At 55.2% G+C, this 23,862-nt stretch carries 18 protein-coding genes; 1 reads left to right on the top strand and 17 read right to left on the bottom strand.

The window, feature by feature from the left end:
• Window positions 1-20: 20 nt before the first annotated feature.
• The 11 genes from folD to ACRBB0_RS20035 all read right to left on the bottom strand — a co-directional run bounded on the left by folD (window position 21) and on the right by ACRBB0_RS20035 (window position 14,211).
• On the bottom strand, window positions 21-914 hold the full coding sequence (gene folD, locus ACRBB0_RS20085) for a bifunctional methylenetetrahydrofolate dehydrogenase/methenyltetrahydrofolate cyclohydrolase FolD (RefSeq protein WP_431376249.1): 894 nt from the start codon (window positions 912-914) through the stop codon (window positions 21-23).
• Window positions 911-1,474, bottom strand: coding sequence for a sarcosine oxidase subunit gamma (locus tag ACRBB0_RS20080; protein WP_431376248.1), 564 nt, complete (start codon window positions 1,472-1,474; stop codon window positions 911-913). The genes folD and ACRBB0_RS20080 overlap by 4 nt, the downstream gene beginning before the upstream one ends.
• Window positions 1,467-4,400 (bottom strand): sarcosine oxidase subunit alpha family protein, encoded by a 2,934-nt coding sequence (locus tag ACRBB0_RS20075; RefSeq protein WP_431376247.1) that lies wholly within the window; start codon window positions 4,398-4,400, stop codon window positions 1,467-1,469. The genes ACRBB0_RS20080 and ACRBB0_RS20075 overlap by 8 nt, the downstream gene beginning before the upstream one ends.
• The gene (locus ACRBB0_RS20070) at window positions 4,397-4,687 is read right to left on the bottom strand and encodes a sarcosine oxidase subunit delta (protein ID WP_431376246.1); all 291 of its coding nucleotides are present in this window, start codon (window positions 4,685-4,687) and stop codon (window positions 4,397-4,399) included. Before ACRBB0_RS20070 ends, ACRBB0_RS20075 begins: the two co-directional genes overlap by 4 nt.
• A 9-nt stretch (window positions 4,688-4,696) precedes the next feature.
• Window positions 4,697-5,947 (bottom strand): sarcosine oxidase subunit beta family protein, encoded by a 1,251-nt coding sequence (locus ACRBB0_RS20065; RefSeq protein WP_431376245.1) that lies wholly within the window; start codon window positions 5,945-5,947, stop codon window positions 4,697-4,699.
• A 22-nt stretch (window positions 5,948-5,969) separates the two neighbouring features.
• The gene (glnT, locus tag ACRBB0_RS20060) at window positions 5,970-7,289 is read right to left on the bottom strand and encodes a type III glutamate--ammonia ligase (RefSeq protein WP_431376244.1); all 1,320 of its coding nucleotides are present in this window, start codon (window positions 7,287-7,289) and stop codon (window positions 5,970-5,972) included.
• Between the two features lie 60 nt (window positions 7,290-7,349).
• The gene (locus ACRBB0_RS20055; RefSeq protein ID WP_431376243.1) at window positions 7,350-8,675 is read right to left on the bottom strand and encodes an FMN-binding glutamate synthase family protein; all 1,326 of its coding nucleotides are present in this window, start codon (window positions 8,673-8,675) and stop codon (window positions 7,350-7,352) included.
• Between the two features lie 11 nt (window positions 8,676-8,686).
• Window positions 8,687-9,373 (bottom strand): protein GlxC, encoded by a 687-nt coding sequence (locus ACRBB0_RS20050; protein ID WP_431376242.1) that lies wholly within the window; start codon window positions 9,371-9,373, stop codon window positions 8,687-8,689.
• A 3-nt stretch (window positions 9,374-9,376) separates the two neighbouring features.
• On the bottom strand, window positions 9,377-10,267 hold the full coding sequence (locus ACRBB0_RS20045; RefSeq protein WP_431376241.1) for a class II glutamine amidotransferase: 891 nt from the start codon (window positions 10,265-10,267) through the stop codon (window positions 9,377-9,379).
• Window positions 10,268-10,449: 182 nt separating this feature from the next.
• The gene (locus ACRBB0_RS20040) at window positions 10,450-11,115 is read right to left on the bottom strand and encodes a helix-turn-helix domain-containing protein (protein WP_431376240.1); all 666 of its coding nucleotides are present in this window, start codon (window positions 11,113-11,115) and stop codon (window positions 10,450-10,452) included.
• Between the two features lie 303 nt (window positions 11,116-11,418).
• Entirely contained in the window at window positions 11,419-14,211 is a 2,793-nt protein-coding gene (locus tag ACRBB0_RS20035) for a bifunctional diguanylate cyclase/phosphodiesterase (RefSeq protein WP_431376239.1), read from the bottom strand.
• 976 nt (window positions 14,212-15,187) lie between these two features.
• On the opposite strand from ACRBB0_RS20035, the gene ACRBB0_RS20030 reads away from it, so the two are divergent.
• On the top strand, window positions 15,188-16,960 hold the full coding sequence (locus tag ACRBB0_RS20030) for a putative bifunctional diguanylate cyclase/phosphodiesterase (RefSeq protein WP_431376238.1): 1,773 nt from the start codon (window positions 15,188-15,190) through the stop codon (window positions 16,958-16,960).
• On the opposite strand, the gene arsJ is transcribed toward ACRBB0_RS20030, so the two are convergent.
• The 6 genes from arsJ to ACRBB0_RS20000 all read right to left on the bottom strand — a co-directional run bounded on the left by arsJ (window position 16,942) and on the right by ACRBB0_RS20000 (window position 23,353).
• Complete coding sequence (gene arsJ / locus ACRBB0_RS20025) at window positions 16,942-18,213, bottom strand: organoarsenical effux MFS transporter ArsJ (RefSeq protein ID WP_431376310.1); 1,272 nt, start codon at window positions 18,211-18,213, stop codon at window positions 16,942-16,944. The two genes, ACRBB0_RS20030 and arsJ, sit on opposite strands and share 19 nt — an antisense overlap.
• Before the next feature lie 8 nt (window positions 18,214-18,221).
• Window positions 18,222-19,220: an ArsJ-associated glyceraldehyde-3-phosphate dehydrogenase gene (locus ACRBB0_RS20020; protein ID WP_431376237.1), complete on the bottom strand. Its 999-nt coding sequence runs from the start codon at window positions 19,218-19,220 to the stop codon at window positions 18,222-18,224.
• A 3-nt stretch (window positions 19,221-19,223) separates the two neighbouring features.
• Window positions 19,224-20,048: an ArsR family transcriptional regulator gene (locus tag ACRBB0_RS20015; RefSeq protein WP_431376236.1), complete on the bottom strand. Its 825-nt coding sequence runs from the start codon at window positions 20,046-20,048 to the stop codon at window positions 19,224-19,226.
• 112 nt (window positions 20,049-20,160) lie between these two features.
• On the bottom strand, window positions 20,161-21,561 hold the full coding sequence (locus ACRBB0_RS20010; RefSeq protein ID WP_431376235.1) for a TRAP transporter large permease: 1,401 nt from the start codon (window positions 21,559-21,561) through the stop codon (window positions 20,161-20,163).
• Window positions 21,561-22,193, bottom strand: coding sequence for a TRAP transporter small permease subunit (locus tag ACRBB0_RS20005; protein WP_431376234.1), 633 nt, complete (start codon window positions 22,191-22,193; stop codon window positions 21,561-21,563). Before ACRBB0_RS20005 ends, ACRBB0_RS20010 begins: the two co-directional genes overlap by 1 nt.
• A gap of 143 nt (window positions 22,194-22,336) precedes the next feature.
• A complete protein-coding gene (locus ACRBB0_RS20000) occupies window positions 22,337-23,353 on the bottom strand; it encodes a C4-dicarboxylate TRAP transporter substrate-binding protein (RefSeq protein WP_431376233.1) in 1,017 nt (338 codons plus the stop codon).
• Window positions 23,354-23,862 lie beyond the last annotated feature (509 nt).

Below are 23,862 nucleotides of genomic sequence, written 5' to 3'. Positions count from 1 at the left end.
TTGCGCCAAATCGAAAAGGGTCAGGCCGTTAGACCTTCGGGCGCGACCAAAGCGTTGGCGTGACAACAGGCGGTCAGGGTATTTGCCAACAGGCAGGCGATGGTCATCGGACCGACGCCGCCGGGAACAGGCGTGATTGCCCCTGCCACACCGGCCGCTGTCTCAAAATCAACGTCGCCCACAAGCCGGGTGCCGCCCCCGTCTATCTCAATGCGATTGTTCCCCATATCAATCACCGTGGCGCCGGGCTTGATCCAATCGCCAGTCACCCTCTTGGGGCGGTCTATGTCGGCCACCAGAATATCAGCGCGGCGGCACAGCTCTTGGATGTTTTGGCTGCCGGAATGGGCGATTGTCACCGTACAGCTATCACGCATCAAGAGCTGCGCCATGGGGGTGCTGGCAAGACTGGTCTCCCCAACCACAACGGCATTCAACCCCGACAGGTTTCCAAGATGATGGCGCAGCAGCATCAAACAGCCCAAAGGCGTGCAAGGCACCATCGCCGCTTGCCCAGTCGCCAGCAGACCAGCGTTTGAGATGTGAAAGCCATCAACGTCCTTTTCGGGCGAAATCGACTGGACCACCATTTCTTCGTCAAGATGGTCAGGCAGCGGCAATTGCACCAAAATCCCATGGACCGCCGGTTCCGCGTTGAGCTTTTGGATCAATGCAAGCACATCTGATTGGCGCGTCTCGGCATCCAGATCGTGATGGAACAGGGCCATGCCGCATTCTAGCGCTTGCTTGCCTTTGGTACGGATATGCGTCTGGCTGGCCGGGTCTCGCCCAACGAGCACCAAGGCCAGTCCAGGCGTGATCCCGGTGTCCTCCTTGAGAGCAGAAACGCGCGTCGCAATGGTTGCCCGCATGTCGGCGGCAAACGCTTTGCCCTCAATGATCGTGGCCGTCATGTTTGATCTCCTGCGGCGAGACGCGCGGCAGCCGTGTCCAACGCATGCCACAAGGATAGAGCCGCAGACCGCATGCCAAGAATGGTCACACAATCCGCGCTTGCGCGCAGTACAAACACGCTCTGATGTTCTAATCCAGTGCGAAGCGCCATGCCGGGAGCGATTGTTTTGGGGTGAGCATTCACCAGACGTTCCAATAGGCGCTCAAGGTTTCCTTTGGGCGCGCTAATCTCGAAAGCGACCCAAGCATCTGTTTGCTCGGTAACCGCATGGCCGGGTGCCTGTGCCAAAACCTCGGCGGCAAAATCGTCTTCGGCGCGCCCTTGGGCACAGACCATCCATTGCTCTGCCCCGGTCCAAAAGGCACTGAAACCTTGACCACCAACCAAACCGCCCGTGTCGGGCAACGCCATCCCAAAGGGCACGGGTTGTGCCCCGTTGTGGCACATGGCCAAGGATGCAAGCCCAAGGTCGCTCTTTTCAGTCAGTACAATTGAACCATGGGTCACGGTTCGCGGGCTTGTGGCCCCAAGTGCTGTGATTGGGATCAGATCAGACACGCAAGCGTCCTCCCTCAGGGTCAATGAAATGCGGGCTGACAACACGCACACGGGTGCTTTGCCCCTCAAGCGGATTGGCTGCCAGGACCTCTTCGCCAAGCCGCTCAGCGCCTTGCACAAGATACCCCAAACCAATTCCACACTTCAAATGCGGAGAATGACAGGCAGAGGTTATCCACCCCTGATCCGTGTCGGTCTTCTGCTCATCCCCGATGGTAAAGAGATGCGCCCCCGCAACAACCGGTTCGTCAGGATCAACCGCCTGCAGACCGACAAGGGTGCGCGTCTCTGCCAGCAGCCCGTCACGCCGTGACATGACTGACCCGATCGCGTCTTTCTTGGTGGACACCATCCGCCCCATGCCAAGCATTTGCGCGCTTGCGTGCCCGCCAAGTTCATTGCCTGCTGCATGCCCTTTTTCGATCCGCAACACACTGAGGGTTTCGGTGCCGTAGGGTGTCGCGCCGAGGTCTTGGCCCACGTCGACCAAACGCGCCATCAAAGCACCACCATAGCGGGCTGGGACTGCGATCTCATAGGCGAGTTCGCCAGAAAAGGAGATCCGAAACAGGCGTGCACGCACCCCGCCACAGACGGTCAGAGAGGCGCAGGCCATGAAGGGGAATCCCTCATTCGAGAGGTCAAAATCATCCACCACCCGCGCAAGCAAACTGCGCGCGTTTGGACCGGCCACAGATATCTGCGCCCAGGCATCTGTGGTCGAAATCAGATGGACATCCAGCTCCGGCCACAGACATTGGCGGGCAAATTCCATATGTCGATAAACCGGGCCAGCCTGCGCCGTCGTCGTCGTGACCACATAGTGGTTTTCGGACATCCGGGCACATGTCCCATCGTCCATCGCCATGCCGTCTTCGCGCAGCATGAGCCCATATCGCACCATGCCAACCTTGAGCGTTTTAAATCCGTTGCAATACAGTCGGTTTATAAATTCGTTGGCATCCGCCCCCTGAACATCAACCTTGCCAAGCGTGGTCACATCGCAAAGCCCAACTCCGGCACGTGTGGCCAGAACTTCGCGATCCACCGTTTGGCGCCAATGGTCTTCACCCGGTTGCGGAAAGTATTGCGCGCGCATCCACGGGCCGACTTCGACAAAGACCGCGCCCCGTTCTTTGGCCCAATGATGGGTCGGCGTCAGACGGCAGGGCCGGAAATTCGCACCCGTGTTCCCGCCCCCCAAAACCGACAGCGACACTGGGGTATAGGGCGGGCGAAAAATGGTTGTTCCCGTCTCAGGGATCGTTGCGCCGGTAAGCTCGGACATGACCGCCAGCGCTGTGACATTTGATGTTTTGCCTTGATCCGTTGCCATGCCCAGCGTTGTCCAGCGTTTCAGATGCTCAACGGGACGCATGTTTTCCTGATGAGCCAGCGCAATGTCCTTGACCGTTACATCGTTCTGGAAATCGACCCAAGCGCGTTTCTTGGAGGGCACATGCCAGATTGCGGTCTGCTGGAGTGGGGCATCTTCTGCGGTGGGCAGATCGGGTTTAACGGCAGGTATTCCCAGGTCGCTCAACCCCGTCATGGCCGCTTGCGCGCCTGAGGTCAGCGCACCATGCGACGAGCCCAGCCCCATAGCCGCGCCGCAAGAGATCATTCCCGCGGGGCCGTCTGGGCCCGGAACGAATGTCAAAAGATCGTCAGACCATTCGGGACGACCACGGTGATGCGATGACAGATGCAGGTTTGGATTCCAGCCCCCCGCCACGCCCAGCGCCCCGCACTCCAGCCAAAACACTTTGTTGCCCTGACGCACCTCGACGTGACGCAGCCCCAAACGGCCCAGTGTGTTGGTCACCACCGCACCCGGAAAGATCGGAAAATCGCCCATGGCTTTAGGCTCTGGTCTTGGGTCGATGACGCCCGCAATCTCAACTCCTTTGGCCGCGAGATCCATCGCCGTGCGATAGCCATCATCATTGTTGGTGAAAATCGCCACACGTTTCGCCGGACAGGCCGCCCAGCGATTGGCATAGGCGCGCAAACTGCCTGCGAGCATAATGCCCGGACGATCATTATTGGCAAACGGGATGTGACGCTCTGTGGCCCCTGTTGCAAGGACCACGCGTTTGGACGTGATACGCCACAGTGTTTGACGCACACCATTGCCTGGGGTGGCCATGTGATCCGCGACACGTTCCACAGCACCGTAGATGCCATGATCGAAGGTTCCGAACACCGTGCAGCGACGCATTATCCGAACGTTTGGCAGGCTGATCAGTTCTTGCTCAATCTCAGAAACCCAATCGAGCGCAGGGGCATCATCCAACAGATGGTTTTCTGAAAGAAGCCGCCCGCCCAATCGGAAATCCTCATCTGCCAGGATCACGCTTGCGCCACTGCGCCCCGCCGTAACCGCAGCAGAGAGACCGGCAGCCCCCGCACCGACCACCATCAAATCACAATGCAAGAACCCCTTGTCATAAGCATCGGGATCGGCCTCAAGAGACAACCGCCCCAATCCGGCTGCATTGCGAATGATCGGCTCATACAGCTTTTCCCAAAACGCCTTCGGCCACATAAAGGTTTTGTAATAAAACCCCGCAGACAAAAACGGCGCAAGAACATCATTCACGCTCAGAGCGTCAATTGCGAGCGAGGGCCAGCGGTTTTGGCTATTGGCCTCAAGACCCTCGAACAACTCTACAGTGGTGGAGCGGGTATTTGGCTCTTGGCGCGGCCCGGTGCGTAGCTCGACCAGCGCGTTCGGCTCTTCTGATCCTGACGAAAACACGCCGCGCGGGCGGTGGTATTTGAAACTCCGCCCCATCAGGCGTACGTCATTCGCCAAGAGCGCCGAGGCCAGTGTATCGCCCCGATACCCTGTAAATTTTTTCCCATCAAAACTGAAAGACACTTCAGTGCTGCGGTCAATCAAACCGCCTGACAGCCGGGTCATGACGACGTCTCCTTACGGGCCAAGGCAACGTCGCGGGCAAACTCTGCGCCGAGAATTTCATGTGTGATCGTGTTGCGGGTCACCACAAGCCATGAGCGGTCGCCCTGTTCGTGAAACCATAGCTCCCGATGGATACCGGCGGGGTTGTCGCGCAGATAGACATACTCTGCAAAGGCGGCGTCGCTGCCGGGGGCCATACCGTCAGGACGATCTAGCAGACTGGCATCGCCGAGATATGTGAACTCTTGTGAATCACGCAAACCAAGTCGCGGATGGGGGATCAGCATGGCAGTACCTCAGTGCAAGTTGGGCGTTGCGCCCACACCTTTTTCATCAACAACATTGCCGCGCGCAAACCGATCCAATCGGTAAGCCTTGGCAGTTTCATGCGGCGTGTCCGTGGCCAGAAGATGGGCAAAAGCAAAGCCGCTTGCGGGCGTCGCCTTGAAGCCGCCATAACACCAGCCACCATTCAGAAAGAGACCGTCGATTGGGGTGCGGTCGATGATCGGAGACCCGTCCATCGACATGTCCATGATCCCGCCCCAAGCGCGCAAAAGCCGGGCACGCCCTATCATCGGCATCAACGCCAAGCCCCCCTCGGCCACATCTTCCATAGCCGGTAGGTTCCCGCGCTGTGCATAGGAATTGTATCCATCCAGATCGCCGCCAAAGACCAATCCTCCCTTGTCAGATTGGCTCACATAAAAATGCCCAGCGCCAAAGGTGATCACCCCCGGAATGGTCGGCTTAAGCCCCTCGGATACGAAAGCCTGCAAGACGTGGCTTTCCAACGGCAACCGCAGCCCTGCCATTTGCATGACACGGCCCGAAGACCCGGCAACAGCCACGCCGACTTTGCCCGCACCAATATAGCCGCGGGATGTTTCCACGCCTTTGACCGCCCCGTCTTCAACCCGAAACCCGGTGACTTCACAGTTCTGGATCAGGTCCACACCGGCCATATCAGCGCCGCGGGCATAGCCCCACGCCACACCGTCATGGCGCGCCGTCCCGGCCCGCCGTTGCATCAACCCGCCCTTGATCGGGAACCGCGCATTGTCAAAATTGAGAAACGGCACCTCTTGGCGCACTTGCTCGGCGCTCATCAGCTCAGCATCCGCGCCAGACAAAAGCATCGCATTGCCGCGGCGGCGAAACGCATCGCGCTGCGCGTCCGAATGGATCAAGTTCAAAATGCCACGCTGGCTCACCATGGCGTTAAAGTTGAATTCTTGCTCCAACCCTTCCCACAGTTTCATCGAGAATTCGTAGAAGGGCTGATTGCCGGGTAGCAAATAGTTGGATCGGATGATCGTAGTGTTTCGCCCGATATTCCCCGACCCCAACCAGCCTTTTTCAAGCACCGCTATCCGGGCTTTGCCAAAGGTCTTGGCCAAGTAATAGGCCGTGGCAAGCCCATGACCACCACCGCCAACGATCACAAAATCATAGGCCGGTTTGGGATCGGGGTTTCGCCACAGCGGGCGCCAACCGGCATGGCCGGTCAATGCCTCGGCAATCACGCGGAATCCTGAAAAGCGCATGGGTCACATTCCTGCTATCGGGTTAGATATCGAGCGTGTTGTCACGTTCCCATTGCGAAAAATGGGTCACAAAAGAATTCCATTCCTGCATCTTCATCTTGATGTAGGAATTCGAAAACTCAGTGCCGAGCTTTGCCTTGAGATCGGGATCCTCATCGAACCAGCGGATCGCATCAAGAAGGTTCAACGGCAATTTGGGCGCATCGGTGATCTTGTGGCCTTCGGCATACATATCGATATCATAGCGCGGGCCGGGATCTGCCTTGGTTTGGATGCCCGACAAACCGGCTGCAATGATAACCGCTTGCAACAGATAGGGGTTCGCGGCCCCGTCTGGCAGGCGCAATTCAAAACGGCCAGGCCCCGGAACGCGCACCATATGTGTCCGGTTATTGCCGGTCCATGTGACCGTATTAGGGGCCCATGTTGCGCCGGACATCGTCCGGGGCGCATTGATCCGCTTGTAGCTGTTAACGGTTGGGTTGGTGAGCGCGGGCAATGCGCTCGCGTGTTTCATGATCCCGCCTAGGAAAAACTTACCCTGCTCTGACAGCCCCAATTCTCCGGTTTGCCCCTCGCCCTTTTGGGTCGCAAAGACGTTGGTCTTGCTTTCAAGGTCCCAAACCGAGATATGCGCGTGGCAACCATTGCCCGTCAGCCCTTCCACGGGTTTGGGCATAAACGTCGCCCGCAAACCATGTTTTTCGGCGACAGATTTAACCATGAATTTGAAAAAGCTGTGTTTGTCGGCGGTCTTCAAGGCGTCGTCAAATTCCCAATTCATTTCGAACTGGCCATTGGCGTCCTCATGGTCGTTTTGATACGGGCCCCAACCTAGCTCCAGCATGTAATCACACACTTCGGCAATCACATCGTAGCGGCGCATCACGGCCTGTTGGTCATAACAGGGTTTTTCCGCCGTATCAGCAGGGTCCGAAATTTTATCCCCTTCCGGTGTCAGCAAGAAGAATTCCGCTTCAATCCCGGTTTTGACGTTCAGACCCAAGTCGGCCGCTTCGGCGACCAGCTTGCGCAGAACGTTGCGCGGTGCCTGGCTGACATCGGCCCCTTCCATCACAGGATTGGCAGCAACCCATGCCACCTCGGGTTTCCATGGCAGTTGGATAACCGTGTCTGGATCAGGCACAGCCAGCATGTCGGGATGCGCAGGGGTCATGTCCAGCCAGGTCGCGAACCCGGCAAAACCGGCACCATCTTGTTGCATGTCTGCAATGGCCTGCGCAGGCACAAGTTTGGCGCGCTGCCCACCAAAGAGGTCGGTGAACGAAATCATAAAATACTTGATACCCTTTTCCTGGGCAAAAGCGGCGAGATCAGTCATTTTTGTCGGTCCCTATTGGTTTGTGCATGGGCGAAGATCACTCCCCGCCCGATGGGTCTTTCAAAAACCGGCTTTGCCGGGGTACCAATTTGTGCCAGCCAGCGGCACCTGGGCCATTGCTGCGGCCTCCATCGTCAAGGCACACAAGTCTTCTGGCTCAAGGTTGTGAACATGACTCTTGCCACAGGCCCGCGCCAAAGTTTGGCATTCCAACGTCATGACGTTGAGGTAATTTCGCAAACGACGGCCTGCTTCCGTTGGGTCGAGCCGGGCCATCAACTCAGGGTCCTGCGTCGTGATCCCAGCCGGGTCACGACCTTCGTGCCAATCATCATAGGCACCTGCGGTCGATCCGAGTTTCTGGTACTCGGCTTCCCACTTGGGATCATTGTCGCCCAAGGCCACCAAGGCGGCGGTGCCCACCGACACAGCATCCGCACCAAGAGCCAATGCCTTGGCCACATCTGCTCCGTTTCGAATACCGCCCGACACAACCAGCTGTACTTCGCGATGCATGCCCAGATCCTGCAACGCCTGTACGGCGGGGCGGATACAAGCCAAGGTCGGCTGACCAACATGTTCGATAAACACGTCTTGCGTCGCGGCTGTGCCACCCTGCATTCCGTCCATAACCACCACATCAGCGCCCGCTTTCACGGCCAGAGCAGTATCATAATAGGGGCGTGCGCCACCGATCTTAACGTAAATCGGCTTTTCCCAATTGGTAATTTCGCGAAGTTCCAAAATCTTGATCTCAAGATCATCAGGACCGGTCCAATCAGGATGACGGCAGGCCGATCTCTGGTCGATGCCTTCTGGCAGACACCGCATGCCAGCCACCCGTTCCGTAATTTTTTGCCCAAGCAGCATACCGCCCCCGCCTGGCTTGGCCCCCTGCCCGACAACGATCTCAATCGCATCGGCCCGGCGCAAATCATCTGGGTTCATGCCGTAGCGGCTTGGAAGATACTGATAGACAAGCTTTTGCGAATGCCCGCGTTCTTCTTCGGTCATGCCACCATCCCCGGTGGTGGTGGATGTGCCCGCCATGGTCGCCCCGCGTCCCAAAGCCTCTTTGGCCGGACCCGAGAGCGATCCAAAGGACATGCCCGCAATGGTGATCGGGATATCCAGCTCAATCGGATTTTTGGCGAAACGGGTGCCCAGCGTCACACTGGTTGTGCATTTCTCGCGATAGCCTTCCAAAGGATAGCGGCTCATCGAAGCGCCAAGGAATAGCAGATCGTCGAAATGCGGCACGCGACGCTTTGCGCCACCGCCCCGAATGTCATAAATGCCGGTCGCCGCAGCACGTCGAATTTCCGAATTGATCTCGTTCGAAAACGTCCACGACTGACGCGGCAGGGTGTTTGGTGTGTCTTCCATCTGTCGCGCTCCTAGTATTCGCCGGCGTGGTCAATGTTGAAATTGTAAAGTTTGCGAGCCGACCCATATCGCTTGAAGTCTTGGGGCTTGGCGTCGGCACCTGCCTTGTCCAAGAGATCGGCCAAGATCGCGATATGCTCAGGGCGCATCTCTTTTTCGACGCAGTCCGCGCCAAGAGATTTGACATCCCCACGCACAAACAAACGGGCTTCATACAGGCTGTCGCCCAACGCATCACCCGCATCGCCCAAAACAACAAGGTTGCCTTTTTGCGCCATGAAGGCCGACATATGGCCGATATTGCCATGCACTACGATGTCGATCCCCTTCATCGAAATGCCGCAGCGGCTTGATGCGTTCCCCTTGATGTTGAGCAATCCGCCATGCCCTGTCGCCCCGGCATATTGGCTTGCGTCGCCTTCAATGGTGACAGTGCCAGACATCATATTTTCAGCAACGCCGGGACCAGCAGAGCCCTGAACAGTGATAAGCGCCTCTTTGTTCATACCCGCGCAGTAATAGCCGGTCGATCCTTTGACCGTTACAGTGACGGCCCCATCCAGCCCGCAAGCCATGGCATGGCTCCCGCGTGGGTTTTCAATGACAAAATCATCGTGGTCCGTAGCTTTGGCCGCGGATTGAAGGGTGGTATTGACGCTGCGCAGATCAATTTGCGCCATGTCGAGAGTGACAGTCATAGATCAACGCTCCCAGAAATAGACGGTTGCAGGTTCAGGTTCCCAGACACGGGCATTTTCGATGCCAGGCAGGTCCGCAAAGGCGCGGTATTCACTGGCAAAAGCGACATAATCATCGGTTTCAGCCATCACGGCGGGTTTGCAGGCGATGGGGTCTCTCACCACGCCGAACCCGTCTTTTGTCCCGGCGACAAAAGTAAAGAACCCATCCAGATCTTTGAGCGTCCCTTCGAGGGCCTCCCCCAAAGATGCCCCCTCGGCGACGCGCGACGAGATATATGCCGCGCCGACTTCCGTGTCATTTTCAGACCGGGTCAACACACCCTTCTTGGCCAGCTTGCGCCGCATCTGGTTGTGGTTCGACAAAGACCCGTTGTGGACCAGACACTGATCATTTGCGGTTGAAAACGGATGCGCGCCCATGGTGGTGACCGAGGATTCTGTCGCCATGCGTGTGTGGCCAATTCCGTGGCTCCCGCCCATGTCGCGCAGACCAAAACGATCGGCAACTTCCCGTGGCAGGCCGACCTCTTTGTATATTTCCATTGACTGCCCAGAGCCCATAATCCGCAGGCCCCTGTCTTCTAGCCAAGCACTGGTGGCGGACTCGGCCTCACGTGGCACGCTAAGTACCGCATGGGTGCTGACCACCTTGAGCGATACCGGCGCGCCGATTTCTGCACTCAGCGCCTGTTCAATCCCATCAAATGCCTCATCGGGGGCGTCTGATTGAATTGTAAACTTTGCTTTGTCCCCATTCGCGTCACCGTAAATCGCGATCCCCGCACTGTCGGGGCCACGATCCGACATAGTGATCAGCATGTCCGTAAGCAGATTTCCCAAGCTCGGGTGCAGCTCTTCCTTTTTTAGGAATAATCCTACGATACCACACATAGTCATCTCCGTTCGCTATCGGCCGAGGGCCGTCGTAAGTTTCCTAGCAGGAAAATTACTTCACGCTCAATGGGTATTTTCACCCTCGAGAAAAATTATTCACCAGACGCACATCACCCTGAGCGTTGCCCAAATCAAAGGCCAACACCCCAGCAATGATCAAACATTAGGCGTAGAAAAGACTATTTCTGCTGCGGATAGGTGATAATCGACAGGTATCGCGCCGGAAGACTCACCAAGACTTCGGGCCCATGCGGAGCATCAGCATCAAACAAAAGACTGTCGCCCGGCTCCATCCGGTAAATCTGATCGCCGTGGCGGTAATCAACGATGCCCTCCAGCATATAGAGCATTTCAATACCCTCGTGCTGAAACATCGGGAACCGATCACTTTCGGTGGTCAGTACAATCAAATACGGCTCAACCACCACACCTGAATTGTTCGATCCGATATGGCCCAGCAACTGGTATTGATGCCCTGCTCGGGTGCCAGCACGCTCGGCCTCAGCCCCCTCCCCGGCTTTGACCTGCATCGCGCCTCGTCGCTCTTCGTACCCTGAGAATAGCTGCATTACCGGAACGCTCAACGCGTTGGCCAACACTTGCAATGTCGTCAGAGACGGCGAAGTTGCACCATTTTCAATCTTTGACAGCATGCCCACAGACAAGCCTGACAAATTGGCAAGGTCCGCCCCTGTCAGGCGCTGCCGTTTGCGCAACTCGCGGACCTGGCGTCCAATGGCAACTTCAAGATTCCGCTCGGGCGTCTCGCGCACGGCATGGGGGTCTTGGGTCAGTTTGGTAGATGCTGCCGCGGGCCCTTTGCCCGATACCGTGGTTGTCGCCATCGTGACACGATCTCATTTCATTCTGTTGTGCTTCGATTCAACAAAAACACGGGTTGTCATCATGTTCAGAGCAAAGATGCCCGTTGAACGTTCCAAAGCATGAAACGCTTTCGGCGCAAAGTCCAGCAAGCAGCCCAAGCCGGTTTAGGGCACCGATGGCTGATTTTTCTGGAGGTTTACGAGCCGAACGCGGGTGCGCTGCGCACCTGAGACTGGACGGGCTTGCCACCGCAAGACGACAACTTGGGGCGTCTGTCTCCGATACTAAGGCCGCTAAGCCCCCTATGCCTATGGATGAAAGATCTAGGCGGCAACAAACTCAATCGTGGTGGACAGTTTCAAGAACTCGTCCTTGGAAAGGGCCTTGGAGAACAAGTAACCTTGTCCCAAAGCACAGCCGCGTTGCTGGAAGAACCGCAGCTGAGCTTCGCGTTCAATCCCTTCTGCAATGGCTTTGCTCCCAAGGCGTTGTGACAAACCCAAGATTGTCTCGCAAAGCCCGGTTGCACGCACGCTTTCTGGTGCGTTCTGCGCGAATTCGCGGTCGATTTTGAGGTAATCAAACTCGTTATTCAGGAAATAGATCAAACTGGAGTATCCTGCGCCGAAATCGTCCAGCGCCACTTCGATCCCCGAATTCCGAAACGATTTCAGTGTTTCAAGCGTAAAGGGCGTCGGGTCGAGAAGAGCCCCTTCGGTGATCTCAATCAGGATCGAGGCATCGGGCGGTGTATTTTGGCAAATATAGCTGGCCCAATCCAATCCTTCGCCATTTTCGCGCGCGCTCAGTTCCGTCGGAGAATGGTTCACACAGACCTGAAAACCCGCGCCGAAATGGTCGCGAAACGCCGTCAAATCACGGCAGGCCTGCTGCAATCCTGTATCGCCAAGAGCAACCATCAGCCCCGCCTCCTCCGCAAAGGACAAAAACCGATCTGGCGTTAGCACTCCAAACTCGGGATGGTTCCAACGCAACAACGCCTCTGCCAAAACGATACGACCGGTTCTGAGGTCAACAATCGGCTGATAATAAAGTTCAAACTCGCCAAATTCCAAGGCGCGATGCAGATCATCCAACATCCGCAATCGATGGGCATTCCGATGACCGATCTCAGGCGTGTAATGCCGGATACGGCCACCACCCTCAGCTTTTGCCAAGTACATGGCCTGATCCGCCGCGCTGAGCAAAGCCTGCGGTGTGGTTGCATCATCCGGACTGCGCGCAATACCAATCGACGCAGCAATCGAAACGGTTTCTGTGCCGACTTCAAACGGGCGCTGCATCGTTGCTAAGACACGCTGCGCGACCCGGTCAACCCGTTGCAACGCCGTTGCCCCACGCAACAAAATCACAAACTCGTCCCCAGCATGCCGTGCCACAAAATCGGTGTCTGACACGCAACTGCGCATGCGTTGCGCAACGAGTTTGAGCAACCCATCGCCAGTGGCATGCCCCAAACGGTCGTTCACTTTCTTCAGGCCATCCAGATCAATAAACATCAAAATCAAAGACTGGCCCAGCTGTTTGGCTTCGTAGGCCGCCGCTTCGGCTTCGGCTGTCAGACTGGCCCGGTTGGGCAAGCGGGTGAGAAAATCGGTCCGAGCCTGAAGCAATATTTTTTCGCGCGCACGCTTGACCTCAGAAATGTTGCGCACGACCAGAACGGTCTCTTCAGACCCTGGTATCGCGCGCAATCTTGCTTCAAAATCAGTCCGAATATTGTTGATCTCCAGCTCGTACTCCCAAGTTACGGCCTTGCCAGTACTGCGAAAGCGCTGGACATTTGCCTCGAACAAGGCGTGAACGTCTGGAGGGAAAATTTCTTCCACACGCCGCCCCAAAAACATTTCGGGAGACATGAGCAAATCTTGCTCATCCGCAGCCTTGTAATCCAAGATGGTCCCATCCTTGGCAAGGCGGAAATAGGTGTCAGGCAGGGCTTCCAACAGCGCCTGCAATTGCTGGCGACGCTCGGTTTCCAGAGCCTCTGCGGTGAGGCGTGCATGAGACATGCGTTTAAAGCTGCCTGAGATGTTTTCGAAGTCAGCGACTTTGGTGGCATGCGGGTCCAGAATTTCGTCTTCAACCTGGCCTTTTTCAAACCCTTGAATAGCGTGATTGAGCGCTGTTAACGGCCTAAGTATCTGTCTTTCCAGCATTCTGAGGGCTAAAACGCTAAAAATAGCAGCCAGAGAACACAAGATCGCCAAACGCAAAAGAACCGTATTACGTGCCGCATCAAAGGCACTGTTTACAGGTAGGCCAAGGCTCACCACAAGCGGCTGCCCGCCCCCGTCTTCGATCATAATCTGCTGTGAAAAGACACGTCTAATGCCGTCTGCACCGCGAAAAACCGAGCCGTTTTCAAGCGGGGCGCTACGCTCTGCCCCCGCATGCTGCGCGAATGTTTGACCCAAGGCCGACGGGTCGGGCGGATGAATGGACACGATGACACCATCACGATCAGTCATCGTTGCGAAGGCCTCTGAGGGAATGGCCCCCAGCATCAATTGATTTGTCCACCAATCGGGTTCAAGCACCGCAACGACCGCCCCGGTTGCGTCTTGATCTGGGTTGGATAAAACTGGATATGCGAGGCTAATACGGACAGTTCCTGCAGAAGGATCCGCGAAGTAACGACTGATACTAAAAGACTTTTCATCAAGCGCAGCCCGTATATACGGCCTATCAGACAGGGTGCGTAAATCGCCACTGGGCACAGCGTTGCAAAGCAAGCGCCCCTGTGCATCTAGCACTCCTAAATTCTGAAACTGTTTCGACAAGCGTAGAACTTGATCCAAGTAGACGCTGCATTCTGGGGCCGAAGGGGGATCAATGGCATCAGAGGTCGCCAGTGTCTTTAGAAAATCTCGGCTGTCAGAAATCATGGACTGCTGGGTTGTCACTAGCTGGGTCGTGATCCGTTGCGTTTCCAGCGACGTTCTCTCAATCTCCGTCCGATAGCTATCAAAACCAAAGTAGACGATACTGGCAGCACTTGGCAGTGCGACCAGTAAAACCATGGCCTGCAAGCGGCTTCGAAGGGGGCGTATTCCAGCTTTGTGACCCGTGTCGAACTGCTGCGGTAAGCTCACCAAGTCAGCCCCTCCTCAAACTGTAAAGCTTGGGCACAAGGGACTGACACGCCCGTTTTTTGAGTAGATTGGGTAAGTTGCAATTTCAGTTGTAAAACGAACACGTGATGATGAGGCCTTTTGCCAGTCTGCATACGATCGCACCGCTAAAACGCGATCACTGAATCCAAATACCACTTGGAGGTTAGAGGATGATTGGACGCGTTTCCAGCACGCAAAACTGAGACTGGCATCTCTCATTGAGACTGTCACAGTTTTGCAAATTAGTTAACAAAAGGAGCATCCTAGCAGAAATAGATCCACCCGCAGGTTAACAAACTTTAACACTCGAAGTCTTCAGGATAGATTTCAGCCCTTGAATTCGTTAGCATAACCCTAATCTGACTTTAACAAGTGCATTTTCGGCAGAGCATCATTGTAAAATTGATCTAGCCGAACTTCATTAAAAGGTTGAGTTTACCCCGTGGCCAGAGTGGATGAAAAAAACCATCTTAAACATCGATCGGGCGAGCTGGAAGCGGAGTTCGAAACCTTTGGAAAGCTGGTTTTTCGTTTGGCTGGCGCGATGCTGGGCGGTGCTCTTTGCATCGTCATGATCAGGATAACGCAAACAGGCTTACCCTCTCTTCGTATTTATCAACTCGTGACAATTTTAGTTGGACTGTTTTTTGCGCTTGGTTCGGTGAAAATGTCAGACCAGGTCAGGATGAAAGGCTTGCTTTTCAGCTTGCTCTTGATGTCAGTGTTGGGATTGTTGCAATTCGGCCCCTCAGGCCCTGCCCTTTTCGGACTTGTTCTGGTTCCTCTATTGGCGGTCTCAACAGTTGGCAGGCGATTTGGCTACTTTTTCTTTGCGGCCTGTTTGACGATATTCTTTGCGCTCGCGGGTCTTTCTTCACAGGGCCTATTTACGCCGTCGCAAGACTTGGTAGGATATAGCACTGAGCCTTCCAATTGGACGAGCGTCGGAATCGGTTTGGCTCTTATCTCATTCTTCGGAATAACCATCATAGTACAATTGCGCTCCTATTGGGAGAATGCCTGTAAAAAATCCAATTTGCGAGCACAGCAAATTCAGGCCTTAATCAATCACGCACCTGAGGCCGTCGCAATATTAGACGTTGAAACCGGCCGTTTCATCCAAGCCAACAGCCACGCTTTGCAGCTATTTTCAACCTCAGAAGATGCCACAATAGAGCAGCTGCAGTTTTGCGAACTTGCAAAACTAGGAGATTGGGCTGGATCGCCATCGACCAAGACCTTGGAAAACCACATCAGATCGGCTGCTGAAGGTCGTTCAGTGCTGTTGGAATGGCGCAGCCGAAACGAAATTGGCCTTATGCGAACATTCACTGTCACTTTGTCGCCACTTCCCTCTCAGGCCGGCTCACTGATACGTCTAAGTTTGACGGATATAACCCGCCTAATCACCGCATCGGAAGCCTTGCAGAAACAGGTGTTAACCGATTCACTGACCGGGCTCCCCAATCGTCAACACCTCGTCTTGCATTTGGCCGATTTACTATTGCAGGATCATGCCCAAGACGAAACTTCCGGCCTGATTTTATTTGACATCGAAGGACTAAAATCCATCAATCGTCAAATGGGCTACACGATGGGAGACCGCGTTTTGACGAAAATCGCCCATCGACTTACGAGGCACATAAATGAAAACGGGTTTGTCGCGCGCCATGCTGGTGATGAATTTGCGGTAACGATTTCACACATACCAAATCATAAAAACCTCAATGATATATTGTTGGACTTTGTTTCAATTCTTCAAATGCCGATCCATATTAGCGGAGCAAAGATCATACCGAACATTTCCGCAGGAATGGCCGCCGCAGATGATCAATGCCGCGATCCAGACGACCTAATCAAAAAGGCTGAGATTGCGCTATATGAAGCCAAAGAGACGTCGGCACGCGGCTATTTGACCTATTCGCCCGAAATTGGACAAAAGGCGGATGATCAAATTCGACTGGTTGACGAATTGCGCAACGGATTGGATCAGGACGAATTTATGCTTTTGTACCAGCCAGTTGTGGAACTGAGATCGGGCCGCATTGCCAAGGCCGAAGCTTTGGTACGATGGAACCATCCCCGTTTGGGGCTTCTAAGCCCTAACCGGTTTATTCAATTGGCAGAAGATACCAATCTGATCTCGCATATTGGGGATCGAGTGTTGGAGCAAAGCAGCCGTGATTTGCCGAGAATGCAGCGCCATTTCGGAGGTGCGTTTCAGGCCTGTGTGAATGTTTCCGCTGTCGAGTTGATGCACCATCACCCCGATCATCAACGGGAATGGGAAAACCTGATTTCTCGAGCCACCCAGTCTGATTGCTCCTTTGTCATTGAAATCACAGAAAGCGCTTTGTTGTCTCCCGACCCGTCAGTGTCTGCGCAACTCGCCCAACTGCGGGCTGCGGGTGCGCAGCTAGCGCTGGATGATTTTGGGGCCGGGTATTCCAGTCTGCTCTACTTTTTGGACCACGATTTTGATTATCTCAAAATCGACCGTGGCTTTGTGCGCGACCTGCAATTTAACGTTCAGGCCCAATCGCTCTGCGAAACGATGTTTGGGTTCGCAAACACTTTGGGCGGCAAGGCGATTGCCGAAGGCATTGAAACAAAGAAGCAATTGCAAATTCTTCGTGGTCTCGGCTGTCCGCTTGGGCAGGGATTTTTGTTTTCCCCACCCGTACCTGTCGAAGCGATTTTAAAGATGCCTCAGCGTTTGGCGGCTTGATCCAGAGTGAGTTTGCTCGCTCCGACAGCGCTCATTGCAAGCATAAAGGCCGCCACAAACAGGCAAAGCACAATACCACCAATCTGGTAGCTCAGCCCAGACAAAAGTGTGCCCAACAAACGCCCCGCAGCATTGGCCATATAGTAAAAGCCGACATCCATCGTCACCCGTTCCCCCTTGGAAAAGGCGAGGATGAGGTAGGAATGCAGCGATGAGTTCACCGCAAATATTGCGCCAAAGATCAACAGCCCGAGGATCAGGCAAATCGTTAACCACATCGCGGGCTCGTCCGACATCCAGACCAAACCTGCCAACGTTACGGGAACGATCATCAACGCCGCAGCCCATGTGCGCGCCGCCGAAACGATCTCATGTTCTGGGCGTTCCTTGGCGCGCAGAAGGTTTGGCGCGGCCCCTTGCACAGCCCCATAAAGGATCGTCCAGACCGCCATAAAACTGCCGATGGTAAAGAAGGCCAACCGGTTCCCCTCATGCGAGCCATCAGACAAGACCGCATAGAAATATACCGGGATACCGACGACAAACCACACATCTCGGGCACCAAACAGGAAAACACGGGCAAAGCTGAGCCAATTGATGTTGCGATCTTTTGACAGCACGTCTTTGAATTTGGCGTCTTTTTTGCCACCGGGAAGACCGGGCGGCATGCGCAGGATAATCGCGATCAGCACCACAGCCAACGCCGCCGCCATGCCCAGAACGGCTGGGACAAAGCCAGCCAGAGCCAAAAGGCCCGCCCCCAGCAAGAAGCCAACCCCTTTCACAGCGTTTTTGGAGCCTGTTAGCGCCGCCACCCATTTGAACAACCCGCCTTGCCCTGTTGGCGCCAAAAGTTTCACCGCAGATTTGGCCGACATTTTGGACAAATCTTTGGCCACGCCCGAGAGCCCTTGCACCGCCATGACGAACACGACCGACGCCGTCAGCCCCCAACTTGGATCAAGCTGCGCCAAAGCCAAAAGGGCAACGATTTGCAAACCAAGCCCAACATATAACGTGCTGGTCAGCCCAAACCGCGCCGCGATCCACCCCGCCGACAGGTTGGTCACGATACCAGCCAGTTCATACAGCAAGAACAGGTAGGCCAGTTGAACCGGCGAAAATCCCAAGCTGTGAAAATGAAGCAGCACCAACATGCGCAACGCGCCATCGGTGAGCATAAAGGCCCAATAGGCGGCGGTAACGGCAATATAAGCCGCCACGCCTTGAGATTTTTTCTCAGCCTGATCCATCATTTCACCTACAGAGACGCGCCGACTTTGTGGGCGACATCCGCCAAGCGGTGCGCATAACCCCACTCATTGTCATACCACGCGTAGATTTTGACCTGCGTGCCGTTCACAACCATGGTCGAAAGCGCATCAACAATCGAGCTGCGCGCATCATTGACGTAATCGGTCGAGACCAACGGGCGTGTTTCATAGCCGAGAATGTCGTTCAGCTCACCTTCGGAGGCGGCTTTGAACATCGCGTTGACCTCTTCCACAGTCGTGGCACGCTCCACTTCAAAAACGCAATCCGTGAGAGAGGCGTTCAACAAGGGCACCCGCACCGCATGGCCGTTCAGCCGCCCCGTAAGCTCGGGATAGATCAGCGTAATTGCGGTGGCCGAGCCCGTCGAGGTTGGGATCAGCGAGTTTAAAGCCGAACGCGCGCGGCGCAGGTCCTTGTGTGGTTTGTCGACGATGGTCTGGGTGTTGGTAACATCGTGGATGGTCGTCATTGAGCCATGTTTGATGCCCAAACCTTCGTGGATCACCTTGACCACCGGGGCAAGGCAGTTGGTTGTGCAAGACGCAGCAGTGACGATGTTATGCACCGCCGGGTCATAGATGTCATCGTTCACACCAATCACGAGGTTCGCCGCATTGCCATCCTTGACCGGGGCGGACACCACCACCTTTTTTATCCCTGCATCGAAATAGGGCTGAATGCGGGCTTCGGTTTTGAAATATCCGGTGCAATCAATCACCACGTCCACCCCCTCCATTGGCAGGTCTGCCAAATCACGGGTTTGGTAGGTTGGAATTCGGGTGCCATTGATGGTGATGCTGTCGTCATCGCTGGAAAATTCCGCGTCCCATCGCCCATGCACCGTGTCAAATTCCATGAGATGGGCATGCATCGCGGCATCGCCAACCGCATCATTGACCCATGCAATTTTTGATCCCGCTTCAAGCATCGGCTTGATAACCAGTTTTCCCATACGGCCCAGGCCGTTAATCGCGTAAGTTGTCATATGTTAATCTTTCGTTTTGGCGATGTCGTCGATGCTGTTTTGCAGGCTGGCGCGATCCAATGTCTCAAACGGAAGCGCAGCAAAGGCCCGAACCCGGTTGCGCAATGCGCCATATACCTGTTGGAAGGCCAATCGCTTTTCCGCGTCGGTGCCTTCGGCTTTGACAGGGTCAGGCTGCCCCCAATGGCCATTCATTGGTTGTCCGGGCCACGGCGGGCATTCTTCGTTGGCGGCGCTGTCGCAAACGGTAAAAACGAAGTCCATTCCTGGCGCATCCTCGCCGCGAAACTCATTTACGTTTTTGGCTTTTAAAGAGCTGGTGTCGAAGCCTTTAGAGGCCAACAGATCGACCGCGTAAGGGTTCAGCTCAGACTGTGGTCGGGTGCCGGCCGAATAGACGTCAAAGCGGTCACCGGCCTCGGCACGCAGCAGGGTTTCAGCAAAGATAGAGCGGGCCGAATTGCCCGAGCAAAGGAATAAAACGTTGTGTTTTCGCTGAGACATATTGGCCTCCATAGGCGCGCTGAAAGACAGACATTGCTCGGGGCGGCCCCGACAACAATCCGAGGACAGATATCCAACCAATTGCGAAGCGGACCCGGCATCAGCAGTATATTGTAGAGACGTTCCATCACGGTTTTGCGTCACTAGCCTTGCCTGTCGCAGATGCGCCAAACAGGTTGACAATGATGAGGCAGGTAACTCCAATATCTGCGCGATTTCACCGGCTGCAATGGCATCCGGGTAGCGGCGCATCAACAGCCGGAATACGGCCAAACGCCGCTCATGTGCCAAGGCCGAAAGCTGAGAGATCACTTCTTTTTCCATATTTCTGGAATTACGGAAATTTTTGGAATTCGCCAAGTGAAACTTTAATGACAAAAGGCCCGAGCGATGCCGGGCCTTTCAAGATCGAGGAAATGGTCTCGAACACTACGCGCTATGCCAATGATGGCAACCACAGCACAATCGCCGGAAACGCCACCAACAATGCGATCGTCACAGCGTCCGCGATAAAGAAAGGTGTAACTCCGCGAAACACGTCTTGGACGGACAGTTCCGGGCGAACCCCGGCAACCACGAAACAGTTCAAGCCGATGGGCGGGGTGATCAGGCAAAACTCAGCCATTTTCACCACCAAAATCCCGAACCAAATTGCGCACATCGTGCCGGACATGCCAAAGGCGCTATCCGCTGCCGCAACAGTTTCGCCACCGTTCAGCGCCATGACCGCCGGGTAGACCACCGGTAGGGTCAAAAGCAGCATGCCGATGGCATCCATAAACATGCCGAGCACCGCATAGGCCAACAGGATACACACCAAGATCAACATCGGTGAATATTCCAGCGACGTGATCCAATCGGCAAAGGCGGTCGGAAGATCGGCAAAGCCCAGGAAACGCACATAGATCAACACGCCCCAAATGATCGAAAAGATCATGATCGTGAGCTTGGCCGTCTCCTTCAAGGCGTCTTTGAGTTCACTCATCCGCATGCCTTGGAACAGCGCCATGCAAAAGACGATAAACGCGCCAATCGCGCCGCCTTCGGTCGGGGTACCCCAAGCGTCGCCGCCAAAGGGGTTGTAGACAAAACAAATTATGATCACGACCACAGCAACAATCGGCAGCGCCGGGGGCAGTGACGCAAAGCGTTGCCGCCATGTGAACCCTGTGACAGGCGGACCAAAGTTTGGAACGGTCAAGGCAAGACCGATGATCAACAACGCATAAATGATTGCGGAAAATACACCCGGAATAAACCCAGCAAGCAACAGACGCCCCACATCTTGTTCGACGATAATTGCGTAGATCACCAAGATCGCCGACGGCGGGATAAGACTTGCCAAAGTGCCGCCAGCGGCCACGACCCCGGCTGCAAACCGTTTATCATAGCCGACCTTGAGCATCTCAGGGATCGCAATACGCGCAAAGACCGCCGCAGTGGCCACGGATGCGCCCGACACCGCTGCAAACCCAGCAGTGGCAAAGACAGTCGACACCGCCAAACCGCCCGGCACCCAGGCGATCCAACGTTTAGCCGCTTCGAACAATGCACGGGTCAGGCCGGCATAATAGGCAAGGTACCCAATAAGGATAAAGGTCGGAATTAGGCTGAGCGCCTGACTGCTTACCTTGGAATGCGGCACCTGCCCGGCGATTTTAACGCTGATTTCAATGGCTTTCCATAGCCGCTCCGGGTCATATCCGAACTGATCCCAACGCAGCCAGACCAGCCCGATAAGACCTGCCAGACCTGCCGCAAAGGCGACGCGCATGCCAAGAACAACCATGACCAACATGCCGCTGGTCACCCAGAGGCCAATTTCAATCTTGTCCATCAGTCATCATGCCCCGAGATATGTGCCGCTTCTTCGGCGGCCTGTTCTGCCACTGTTTGCACCAATGGCACCGCCACGGGGCGTTCTTGCCCAGTGACGAACGCGCGCCCATAGCCCCATAGTTGAATGACAACGCGCATGGCCATCACTGAGAATGCCACCGGCACCACGAGTTTCGCAGGCCATATCGGCAAACCGATATCAATCGAACTGTCTCGGCTCCAATTCGGCTTTCCGAAATCAAAGCTACGATCAAAATGCGCCCAAGACCCCCAGATCAAAGCCAACATCAGGATCAACACTCCAAAGGTGGTGATGAATTCCATCACCCAAAGCAGACGCCCCTTGAGCCTCCCGACAAGAATGTCCATGCGAATATGACCACCAGAGCGTTGCACATAGGCAATGCCAAAGATTGCGATGAACGGCATCGCCAGTTCGATCCAATCCACATAGCCCGGTAGCGGCTTGTTAAACATATTGCGCCCGGACACAGACACCACGGCCAGGATCATCAGGCAAAACGCACCGATGCCCGACAAAAATGCCATGGCGCTTTCGAGACGCTCAAGCTTTTGATCCAACCTGCTGATTAGGCTGTCATCGCTGAGCACGGCTGACTGACCCGCCATCGCTGCCCCCCTCTTTATCGTTTGAAAAACTTGCGGCGCGCGCCCAAAAGCTTTGCAAAACTTTTGTAATACGCATCTTCGCGTTTTAGCCCCGTCTCAGATCAAGAGACTGCGGCCCCGACGATGCATCGGGGCCGACATAATCAGTTCGCGGCGCGAACGTCTTCCAATGTTTTGAACACAAGATCATAGAGTTCCTGAGCTGGAAGGCCCTGGGCGCTCATATCTGCCAACCATGCGTCATGGATGGGCTTGCCCGCAACATCGCGGAATTTCGCAAGCTCATCCTCGCTGATTTCCACTTTGGTCACGCCTTTTTCGGCCAAAACCCCATCCCACTTCTCAAGCAGGGCTCCGTAGTTGGCGAGGTAATGCGCAATCGCTTCTTCGACCGAGCTGTCAAGAGCGGCACGATGTTCGTCTGACAGGCTGTCATAAGCATCAGTGTTCACCACAACCGGGCAGTTCACCGTGCCGGGGTTCAGATTCGCAGTCCACCAATCGGCTTTGTTGATCGTACCAAAGGCCAAATGCGCGTGCTGAGCAAAGGCGACGGTGTCGACGACACCACTGTCCATGGCTTGGAACGCTTCTGTTGCGGTCACAGATGTCGGCACGCCGCCGACAGCAGCAAAGGCTTTGCCCAAACCGCCGGTCGCACGAACCCGCATTCCGTCAAAATCCGCCAGCTCATCACGCGGATCGCCGGTGCCAACAATATTATACTGTGGCATAGGAGAGGTCATCAGCAGCTTGGCGCTCCACTGTGCCATTTCCTCCTGGACGGCAGGATGAGCATAAACCGCATGGCTAACGGCCACCTCTTCTTCGAGGTTGCTGACACCGAGGAACGGCAACTCAAGCACAGTGATCGCGCGGTTCTTGTCTGCGTGATAGCCAGCACAGAACTGCGCGACTTCAAAGGCCCCGATGGAAATGCCATCAAGGTTTTCTTTGTTTTTGGACAGCCCACCGTAGGAGATATTCATTGTGAATTCGCCACCGGTTTTCTCGGACACCAGCTCGGCCAGTTTCTCAACATGTTCGGTGAATGCGCGGCGCTTACCCCAGACCGAGACATTCCATTCGGTGGCAAGGGCTTCGCCAGCAAAGCTGATCGCAAGGGCTGTTGTCAGTAATTTCGCAGTGATCGTTTTCATTATTTCCTCCCAAAATGCGACGGTTTTCCCGTCTTGGCATGAGCGTAGCGCATCCGCGCTTCCTCGCAAGGACTAATCTGGGGATTCGCGCAGAGGGCGAGCGACCCAGGCACGCCGCACTGTTAGCGCCTCACATTCAGGACACGCAACATTATGTCACACCATACCCAATACTGCGTAGCTACGACCTTAGTCGCAACCAGCCCAAAAGGTTAACAAATGCTTGCGCAAACAGAATTTGGGCAGAGTGTGAAAAACAAAGGGGTTAGCGGAAAAATCGCAAATTCATTTACAAGTTTTCGACTATCTGTGAAAACTATTTACATATAACTCCTTATTTTTGCTTACCTTCTACAAAAATTTTCAAACCCCTCTATGCTCACACCAAGTTGATGACGTGACGGAAGTCCGCATCACGGGGGAGCAATTCGTACTGGGAGGAGACATCCATGAGCGATCAAACCACATCCGCCGGCACAGTGGCCAGCTATCCACCATCATCGGCACTG

The organism is Pelagimonas sp. (assembly GCF_050633425.1).
In the GTDB taxonomy this organism is placed as follows: domain Bacteria; phylum Pseudomonadota; class Alphaproteobacteria; order Rhodobacterales; family Rhodobacteraceae; genus Pelagimonas.
This window is presented reverse-complemented; position numbering and strand designations above follow the sequence as displayed.